This window comes from Brumimicrobium mesophilum, assembly GCF_003025005.1.
GTDB lineage: Bacteria > Bacteroidota > Bacteroidia > Flavobacteriales_D > Crocinitomicaceae > Brumimicrobium > Brumimicrobium mesophilum.
The window spans coordinates 1-619 of record NZ_PVSS01000069.1; the positions used below are offsets into that span (position 1 = coordinate 1).

Annotated in this window: 1 protein-coding gene; it reads right to left on the reverse strand. The window is 34.2% G+C overall.

The window, feature by feature from the left end; translation table 11 throughout:
* Positions 1–49: 49 nt before the first annotated feature.
* Positions 50–427 (reverse strand): GxxExxY protein, encoded by a 378-nt coding sequence (locus tag C6368_RS17075; RefSeq protein ID WP_107040420.1) that lies wholly within the window; start codon positions 425–427, stop codon positions 50–52.
* Positions 428–619: the final 192 nt, after the last annotated feature.

The window sequence follows — 619 nt, forward strand, 5'->3', positions numbered from 1 at the left end:
ATCTTGGCGTCCTCCGCGGTTAATTTTAAAGGCAGAGTACAGCGGTTAATTACAGGTTATTCACAACACGTCGTATTCCTTTTTTTAATAGGAGAACATTAAAATTGATTAGTAATCCCAATTTAAAATTACCAAGTTTTAGATATGTGATTGTTTGAGCCATGTGGATGTCATTCAAATCTTCTACACTTTTGAGTTCAATGACGACTTTGTTTTCCACTAATAAATCAATCTTATAGCCACATTCGAGTTGTACTTCTTCAAAAATAAGAGGAATCGATTTTTCTTTTACTACTTGTAGCCCTTCTTTTTTTAGTTTGTACAATAGACATTGTTGATAGGTACTTTCTAGCAGTCCAGGACCTAATGCCCGATGAACTTCAATTGCACATCCGATTACTTTGGTTGCTATTTCATTTTCTGTCATGATAAGGTGGTTAAAAGTTAATATTAGAGACTTAAAACTCTAATATCTAAATTAAGATAGTGAAAAATAGTAGTTTAACAAGGGTTTTAAGTGGGAAAGATAGCTTTAGTTGTTTTAACCACAGAGGTAACAGAGTTATACGCGAAGTTCGCAGAGACTTCAGCGTTCTCAACACCAAAGGTGTAACCTCAG

Excerpts from the sequence above, each read along its gene's own strand:
- C6368_RS17075 (WP_107040420.1), bottom strand. The coding sequence starts at position 427 with ATGACAGAAAATGAAATAGCAACCAAAGTAATCGGATGTGCAATTGAA.